This is a genomic window from Streptomyces sp. NPDC001709, from assembly GCF_053596375.1.
In genome coordinates, this window is sequence record NZ_JBSFGB010000065.1 from 21,052 (window position 1) to 28,800 (window position 7,749).

At 67.0% G+C, this 7,749-nt stretch carries 5 protein-coding genes and 4 pseudogenes; 6 read left to right on the forward strand and 3 right to left on the reverse strand.

What is annotated here, in order from left to right; genetic code table 11:
• Positions 1-89 precede the first annotated feature (89 nt).
• From ACWC0C_RS44915 to ACWC0C_RS44940, 6 genes and pseudogenes are all read left to right on the forward strand, one after another.
• Positions 90-629: pseudogene (locus ACWC0C_RS44915) on the forward strand (NF041680 family putative transposase); the annotation flags it as partial.
• A gap of 55 nt (positions 630-684) precedes the next feature.
• A complete protein-coding gene (locus ACWC0C_RS44920) occupies positions 685-1,023 on the forward strand; it encodes a hypothetical protein (RefSeq protein WP_450870711.1) in 339 nt (112 codons plus the stop codon).
• Positions 1,020-1,208: a hypothetical protein gene (locus tag ACWC0C_RS44925; RefSeq protein ID WP_450870713.1), complete on the forward strand. Its 189-nt coding sequence runs from the start codon at positions 1,020-1,022 to the stop codon at positions 1,206-1,208. Before ACWC0C_RS44920 ends, ACWC0C_RS44925 begins: the two co-directional genes overlap by 4 nt.
• A gap of 332 nt (positions 1,209-1,540) precedes the next feature.
• Positions 1,541-2,030 (forward strand): annotated as a pseudogene (locus ACWC0C_RS44930) (transposase); the annotation flags it as partial.
• Positions 2,031-2,094: 64 nt separating this feature from the next.
• A complete protein-coding gene (locus ACWC0C_RS44935) occupies positions 2,095-2,550 on the forward strand; it encodes a VOC family protein (protein WP_450870714.1) in 456 nt (151 codons plus the stop codon).
• A gap of 135 nt (positions 2,551-2,685) precedes the next feature.
• Positions 2,686-3,084, forward strand: a pseudogene (locus tag ACWC0C_RS44940) (transposase); the annotation flags it as partial.
• An 18-nt stretch (positions 3,085-3,102) separates the two neighbouring features.
• On the opposite strand, the gene ACWC0C_RS44945 reads toward ACWC0C_RS44940, so the two are convergent.
• From ACWC0C_RS44945 to ACWC0C_RS44955, 3 genes and pseudogenes are all read right to left on the reverse strand, one after another.
• A complete protein-coding gene (locus ACWC0C_RS44945) occupies positions 3,103-4,443 on the reverse strand; it encodes a VanZ family protein (RefSeq protein WP_450870716.1) in 1,341 nt (446 codons plus the stop codon).
• A 296-nt stretch (positions 4,444-4,739) separates the two neighbouring features.
• A pseudogene (locus ACWC0C_RS44950) lies at positions 4,740-6,558 on the reverse strand (IS481 family transposase).
• A 657-nt stretch (positions 6,559-7,215) separates the two neighbouring features.
• The coding region (locus tag ACWC0C_RS44955; protein ID WP_450870717.1) for a hypothetical protein at positions 7,216-7,749 on the reverse strand (534 nt) is incomplete at its 5' end.

Consider the following 7,749-nt stretch of genomic DNA (forward strand, 5'->3'; position numbering starts at 1 on the left):
GGTCTTGTCGAGGAGGATGCACCGGTGGCCGGGCGGATTCCAGCGAGTTGAGCCGATCTTGAGCCTCGGCCGGTCCTTCAGTGGATGGTCAGGTCGAGCACCTGCCCTCGGGCAGTGACCCGAAGCCGGTCTGGTTGTGGTGGTCCAAGTCCGGCGCCACCGCGGCTGACGTCGACCGCTGCTGGCAGACCTTCCTGAGAAGGTTCGACGTCGAGCACACCTCCCGCTTCTGGAAGCAGACCCTGGGCTGGACCCGCCCCAAGATCCGCACTCCCGAGGCCGCGGACCGCTGGACCTGGCTCGTGGTCGCCGCCCACGCCCAGCTGAGGCTCGCCCGGCCGCTCGCGCAGGACTTGCGGCACCCCTGGGAGAAGCCGGCCCCACCCGAACGGCTCACTCCCGCCCGCGTCCGACGGGGGCTCAGGAACCTCCGTTCAGCGGCCGGTTCACCAGCCAGCGCACCGAAACCCGGCCGACCCGGCCCAGGCCGGCCACCGGGCTCGAAGAACAGGCATCCCGCCACCCTCCATGACGTGGGCCGAGTCCTCGCCACCGGCCAGCCCTACCAGCGGCCCACCCACCACAAGACCGGCACCAAACCCCGGCGCACCGAGGAACGGCAAACTTGACGGCCTGGGCCATGTGCAGCGGGCACGAGGCCGAAGAAGTTCACGGAGTGCGTCGGTGGATCTCAGCTCAGTGATCATCGCGGTGGCAGGCGTCGCAGGAACCCTGGGAGGATCACTCCTCACCCAACGCGGCTCCGAGCGGGCAAAGCGCCGGGAAATAGAACTCGTTCGTGACCACGAAGAGATCCGTGAAAACCGTTCACTGCGACGCACCTGCTATGTGGAACTCAACCGGGATGCCCGGCAGTTCACCACCGCACTCAACCGCCACCTGCACGTCATAAGGGAACGCGGCGCGGAGGACGCCGACAGGGACGCACTCGACGAGGCGAAGAACGCGCATCGCGATCGATACTCCGAAGCACAGATGATCGCCCCGAAGAGGTACTCATGAAAGCGAGTGCCGTCAACAAAGCCCTGAACAAGGTCTACGGTCAGGTCAAGCGCCTCGAGCGCGGTGCCCCCGGACCAGGCGAAACGATGGAGACCGCGGCCCAGGCCCAGTATGAGGTCTGGGACATGCTCCGAACCATGCGAACCGCTATGCGTCACGACCTCGGTGTGTCGCATGAAAATTGAGCGCTGGCACTCCCTGCGGTCTCTCTCAGCTGCCTCGACCAGCCACGCCGGCCAGGTCACCGACGCGATGGAAGAGTTCCGTAGTGCGCCCGGCGGACGCAACGGGACAGGCAGGACTGCTGGCGAGCCGCAACGCAACACGGCGGGAGGTGAGTATTTGCTGCGTTCTCGGCACTCGTGCGCGGATTTGTTCGGGCCGGCGCGCGCCTGGGCGCTCCCGATGCCCGGGCCCCACGTCCGGGGCCGCGCCGGCGGCGACCATCGACCGGGGGTAGCAGATCACGCCGCACTGGCCTGCCCGCTGGCCCTCTTCAGCCAAAGTCGCAACAACCGCCGCCATGGTGGCCCGGATCGCGAAGGGCGTGCTGGCCCTGGACGCGGAGATAGACGAACTGGATGCGCTCATCGAGGCCCGCTTTCACGGGCACCCGCATGCCAAGGTGATCGAGACACTGCCCGGCATGGGGCCCCGACTCGGAGCCGAGTTCATCGCGGCAACCGGCGGAGACCTGGGTGTATTCAGCACCCCGGATCGGCTGGCCGGCTTCGCCGGCCTGGCCCCAGTCCCGCGTGATTCCGGCCGCATCCGCGGCAATCTACGCAGGCCTCACCGCTCCCACCGCGGCCTGCTATCTCGCCGCTATGGCCAGCGTCCGTTGCTGTCCCGTGTCCCAGCGCTACCACCAGCGCAAACGAACTGAGGGCAAGAGCCACGTCCAGGCCGTGCTGGCCCTGGCCCGCCGACGCCTCAACGTTCTCTGGGCCGTGATCCGCGACGAAACCTCCTACGAACCCCGTCCCTCGATCGCCGCCGCACCTTGACGACCGCTATTGGGAAGTCTTTTAACCTCTGGGCCTCTGGGGTGACGTGCTCGATCATGAGTGAATGACTGCCTTTTACCATGTGTGCTTCGTGGTCCCGGACATCGAGCAGGCGATGCAGGACCTTCAGCGTGCGGCCGGGGTCAAGTGGAATGATCCTCTGTCCGACCGGCTCGGTGAGTGGGACTACCGCATCGTCTTCACCGCAGGCGGGCCGCCCTTCATCGAGCTCATTGAAGGGCCGTCAGACAGTCCCTGGGACGCATCCAAGGGAGCCAGGTTCGATCACATCGGCTTCTGGACCAGCGATGTGCGGCACGGTTCCCAGCGTCTGGAAGAAGAGGGCATGCCCGTGGACTTCTCCGGCTGTCCCTATGGTCGACCGTTCGCCTATCACCAGATGGACAGCATCGGTGCCCGGATCGAACTCGTAGACGTCGGCAGGCAGGCCAGCTTCCTCAATGGCTGGCATCCGGGCGGGAAGCCGATGCCCGCCATCGACGAGATGTTTGGAAGCTGAGCTCTCGTCACACGATGCAGCCTCGAACCTTGTCCCGAACTTGATCACTCAGACGAGCTTTCGCCGGACAGGCGGACCGCCCTCGCATGAGCATGCGTTCCGCCACGGAATCACGTTCATCCGAAGGCCGCAGAGGTGAGTCTGGTGCACCACGATGCCCAGCACGACGCATTCGACTTCACGTCCCACTTTCGGGAGGACTTCTACGCCTGCCTGACCCGGCGAGGTGACACCTTGTTCGAGCTCTGCAGCGCGATGCTCTGCGAGAACGGCCCGGTGACCTCGCCGGTCGGCCTGACGCTGCTGGCTGAACACCGACGCGGACACGGCGCGTTGCACGACGCGCTCAACCAGGGCCGCATGGACGTGGACAGGCTGCGCAAGGCACTGGCCATGCTGCCGCAGCCCAAGGCCGCCGACGGGCGCCTGGTCCTGGCCGTTGATGTCTCCCCGTGCCTGCAGCCCGACGCGCTGACCAGCCCGGACCGCCTGTTCTGCCATGTCTACGGAAGCTCGGGACGCTCCTCGGACCAGCAGAGCCGGAGACGGAACCTATTCGGCGTTTGGACCGGTGTCCAGGTCGATCCTGTCGTTGATGTTGCCAGTTGCCGCGTCAACAAGGGCTTTCCTGGCTTGCGTGGTGGAGCTGTCGGGTACGCCGTCCAGGACCGCACCGTCCTGTACAACATCTTTGGGAGTGATCAACCAGTACGGGCGCCACCGGCCCTGCTCATCGCGTGCGGCGAGAAGCACGGACGAGGCCACCGGATGAACGGCCAGCGCCACGGAAGCGGCGTTGACAGCCTGGCCTTGGCTGATGCGGACCTTGGGCAGCGCAGGGTCCTTCACGTGACGTGCGGCGAATGACGCGACGTGTCCGCCGGGCCTGATCACCACGTCCATGCGCATCGGCATCATCACGTCATTTTTGTAGCGGCGCCAGGACACCAGGCGTGCCTCGTCGTGGGGTCCCACCCGGCTGATGGACTGCTTTGCCGGGAGGACCCAGGGGAAATAGTCGTCGATGAAGCGCTTCGCCACCTTGGCCGCTTCCTCGTCGGATACGTGATCCTGCGCGGGTGCTCCGCGTTCAGAGGCCGGATCGATCATTCCGGACTGCACTTCTCGTGAAGGCCAGTCGATCAACAGGGACCCCTTGTCGGTGCTGAGCTGCACGGTTCCTGTGTCTCCCGAGCCGGAAGCGAACTGAACCTTCACGACGTGCGCTGTGCGCGGCAGGAACTCCTTGGCTGCTTCAAGGGCCGCTTTACGCTGCGGATCGGATGCGTCGTGCGCCCACGCCACGTCGGACATGACGGGTGTCACTATGGTGGCGCAGAGCGCGGCGATGGCGATCATGGCGGCGGAGAAGGCTCGCACGAAGTGTCGGCCGGTCCGGGTGAGATGGGTGCTGCGGTGCCGGTGCCAGAGGACGAGCGCGGCTGCTGCGGTGCCGATGAGTGCGCCGATGCTGTTGGTGATCCAGTCGGTGCTGTCGCAGGCGCGGCCCATGCCCGGTGTGATGGCTTGGACGGTTTCGATGCCGGCGGACATTCCGACGAGGGCGAGCGCGACGGAGGTGGGGCGTCGTGTGAGCCAGGTCCAGGCTGCCGCGGCGGGTATGAACAGTGCGATGTTCATGAGGCCCTGGGTGGTGACGGCACCGATGAGAGGGTCACGTTCGATGTAGCAGACGTTGTTCGCGGGGGCGTTGGGGGAAAGCGGGTACAGCGTTGCGCCCAGGATCAGTGCGGTCGACGTCGCGGTCAGACAGCTGGCGATGAGCGGCCGATGCGTGGCCTTTGCTACGAGGAGACCGATGAACCCGGCGAGAACGCATACGCCGAGGACGGTGCCCATCAGGGCGTGGTCGTTGAGGAGGGTCTGGATCATGGGGCTCTCGGTGGGAGGGTGGAAAGAGGCGTGCCCCCGCCCTGGGAAGCAGCGGGGGCAGTTCGATTGTGCTGGCCTCGTGTCAGCAGCCGGTCACCGGTGCGTTGTAGAAGGTTCCCTGGCCGTCGAGGTGGGACGGATGCCGAGCGGGCCGCTTCCGCGAAGCCGGAACGGCGGGATTCGCCGGTCCGGGTCTGGTCAGTGGCCGACCTGGTGGGGTGAGCTCGCCGCCGGGACGCGGAGCGCCGGCGGCGGACCCTGCGGCCTCCCGCTCGCGCCAGTGTCGGTGTGAGGTCTCAGGACTTCCTTGACGGTTTGTCGTCAGGAGATCCTTGACGGTCCTTCTGGGTGCCCATGCCTTTGACGTAGAGCCTGGTGATCGGCCCGAGGTTCTTGCGGGGCCTGACAGCGAGTTCGTCCTCCCCGTGCAGGATCCGGTAGTGGGTGTCCTCGATGACGACGGTGACGATCTTTCCCGCATGCCGCGGGCCGAGCTTGATGAACTGGCCGTTGATCATGAAGCGGCCGCTCGCATGCACCTTGCGCTGGGCCCGGATAGCACCAGCAGGCAGGGGCGGAGGCGGCAGCGGGGAGGTCGTCCGTGCCCCGTCGATCTGCCCCAGACGGTCGGCCGGAACGGGGCAGGGCCACGTTCCCATCAGGGCGTTGTCGGCGATGGCGTGCATGAGGTGTCCGTCGAGACGGAGGGTGATCGTGCGGCCGGCGAGGGCGAATCCGACCTGGTAGCGGCCGCCGGCCAGGCAGACGATCCCGTCGCGATGGACCTTGCGGTCGACCTCGACGGGTTCGCCGGCGGCGAGGATGGCCGTGCCGCTGCGGGCCCTGGGCAAGGCCGGGGGTGCGGGCTCGGGACCGGCCGGACGGGCTCCGTAGCGCATGGTCAGGTAGGCGAGGTCCTCCGGCCGCAGCCGGGACGGGACGGTGGTGACGAGGTGCCCGTCGAGGAGGAAGTGGACGCTGCGGTGATTCGCCCAGACCGTCAGCGTCCGGCCGGCCAGTGCCTGGTGGATGCCAACTCGCTGCCTGCCGGTCACCAGGGTGATCTCGCCGCTGGGCGGCACCCGCACGTCGAACTCGATCGCGGTGCCCTGCGGGGGCAGGACGGGGGGTTCGACGACCTCAATGGACAACTCCGGCTCGGCGACGGCCTGTTCGGGATGCTGGTCACCGCCGCGGACGGCAGCATGGGGACGGAAGAGACTGACCGGCGTGGCCATGCTCAGGGCCTGGTGCGGGCGCTGGTGGTTGTAGGCGTGCACCCAGCCGTCGATCGCTTCCTGGGCCGCGGCCAGCGACTCGAACGGCGCCACATGATCGAGGAACTCCTCGCGCAGGGTGCGGTGAAAACGTTCGATCTTGCCCGTGGTGGTAGGTGAACGCGGCTTGGTCAGCCGCTGGGTGATGCCGTTCTCCCGGCAGATGCGCTCGAAGAGCACCTCGACTGGCTGGGGGCGGGTATGACGGCCGGTGAACTGCTTGCCGTTGTCGGTCAGGACCTCGAAGGGCACCCCGTAACGGCGCATCGCGGCGGTGAAGGACGAGCACACCGCGCGGGCACTGGGCACGGCCACGACGGAGGAGATCACGACGAACCGAGAGTGGTCGTCGATGCCGGTGACCATCTTGCACTCCCGGCCGTCGGCCAGCGGCACCCCGCCGACCAGGTCCATCTGCCACAGGTGCATGGGCGCTTCGCGCTGCCACCGGCGGTACTTGCGCGGATGTTGCTGTTCCTGGGTGCGGACGAGGCCGTTGCGGGGACAGCACACGATGGACCGTGGCCCGCGAAGGCGCCGACTCCAGCCCGCGGGCAGCCAGTTCGTGGGAGATCCGGCGGGCACCCCAGCGGGGATGCCGGCGACGCAGTTCGCAGATCTCGGCTTCAACCTCTGCAGAGAGGCGCGTGGGACTGTTCCGCGGGCGCCGGGAGCGATCCAGCAGACCGGGCATGCCCTCCTGCTCGAACCGTCGCCGCCAGCTGTGCAACGTTTGACGCGAGGTGCCGTACCGGGCCGCGACCTCACCGATCGGGGACCCACCGAGCACCTCGCGGACAGCCCGGTAGCGGTACTCGGCCAACTGCTGAACATCCACGTCACCGACGGAAGCAGCCCTGCAGCATCGGTGGTCGGGTGATGGCAGACGTTCAGCCGAACGTGTCAACCATGTCTAGAGCACAAACGGTCAAGCATCTCCTGAGACCTCACACCGACAGCCATCCACGCAATCGCAGGGGACGCTGCCGAAGTCCTGGCCGGGCGCGATCCCTCATGGGGAACCGGCATCACGCGCTTCGGGGCCACCATGCGCTGGACTTCTTCGCGGTCTTCTTGGCCGGCTGCTTCTTCGCAAGCCGTCTTCTTCTTCGGCTCGGGCAGTTCGTGCACGTTGGCATCCTTGCGGCGGGAGGTCTTCGCCTTCTTTCACGAAGCGACTCCTACACGCCCCCCGTCGGCAACGTGGTGGTGAAGGTCGTAGCGGGAACCACCCGGCGCGCGGTCCTCACTGTGATGCGGCTGCGCTGACCGGTGCCAGGGCTTCGTCCGGCGCGGCAGGCGGTCGCGGTAGTACTCCGATTCCAGCCACTCCTCCATCACAAGGACCGGGCGCGACAGGCGCACGTCCCCCACCTCCTGTGAACGCAGAAGAAGGCCCCAGAACGGTGAGGGCGAGGGAGCCATCGAGGGTGTACAGCAGGCAGCTGCCGTGCTCGGCGGCGTAGTCAAGGAGGAACTGCTGCGCCTGCATGTGTCACTCGACACCGGCGACTGTGAGGTGGTTCCGCAGGACGGCCTCGATCTCGGATGAGTCGCCTGTGGCAGGCAGTGGTGAGGGAGTCTCTTCTCCCATCTCCATGGCCGCGCTGCTGATGAATCGCACGGCGGCTGGTGAGGGGACGAATGAGTCACGGAGCCACTGCGCGAACAGGGCAGCCTCGTCGGCCGTCACGTTTGCGACGGTGACGTAGGCGTAGTCAGGGGCTGGCATGGCGGCCGTTCCCGTGACCCAGACGTCGTGCGTGATCTCGATGTCGAAGTCCAGCACGTCCACACCTCGCAAGGCGTCAACCCGGGGCTCCAGGACGGCGCCGGGGAAGGATCGCTCAAGGGCGCTGCCGAAGGTGTTCAGGTTAGCCTGCCAGGCCGCCGGGTTGTCCTCGGGCGGGTAGAAGCCGAAGGTGGTTCTCACGTTGCGCGGGGTTGACACAAGCTTCCTCGATCTCAGGGGACGTACCGTGCGGAGCCGGTGACGCCGTTCATGGCCATCATCGACTCCCAGTAGGCC

Bases quoted from the DNA above. Each gene is read 5' to 3' on its own strand.
- ACWC0C_RS44935 (WP_450870714.1), top strand. From the start codon at position 2,095: ATGACTGCCTTTTACCATGTGTGCTTCGTGGTCCCGGACATCGAGCAG.
- ACWC0C_RS44925 (WP_450870713.1), top strand. From the start codon at position 1,020: ATGAAAGCGAGTGCCGTCAACAAAGCCCTGAACAAGGTCTACGGTCAG.
- ACWC0C_RS44945 (WP_450870716.1), bottom strand. From the start codon at position 4,443: ATGATCCAGACCCTCCTCAACGACCACGCCCTGATGGGCACCGTCCTC.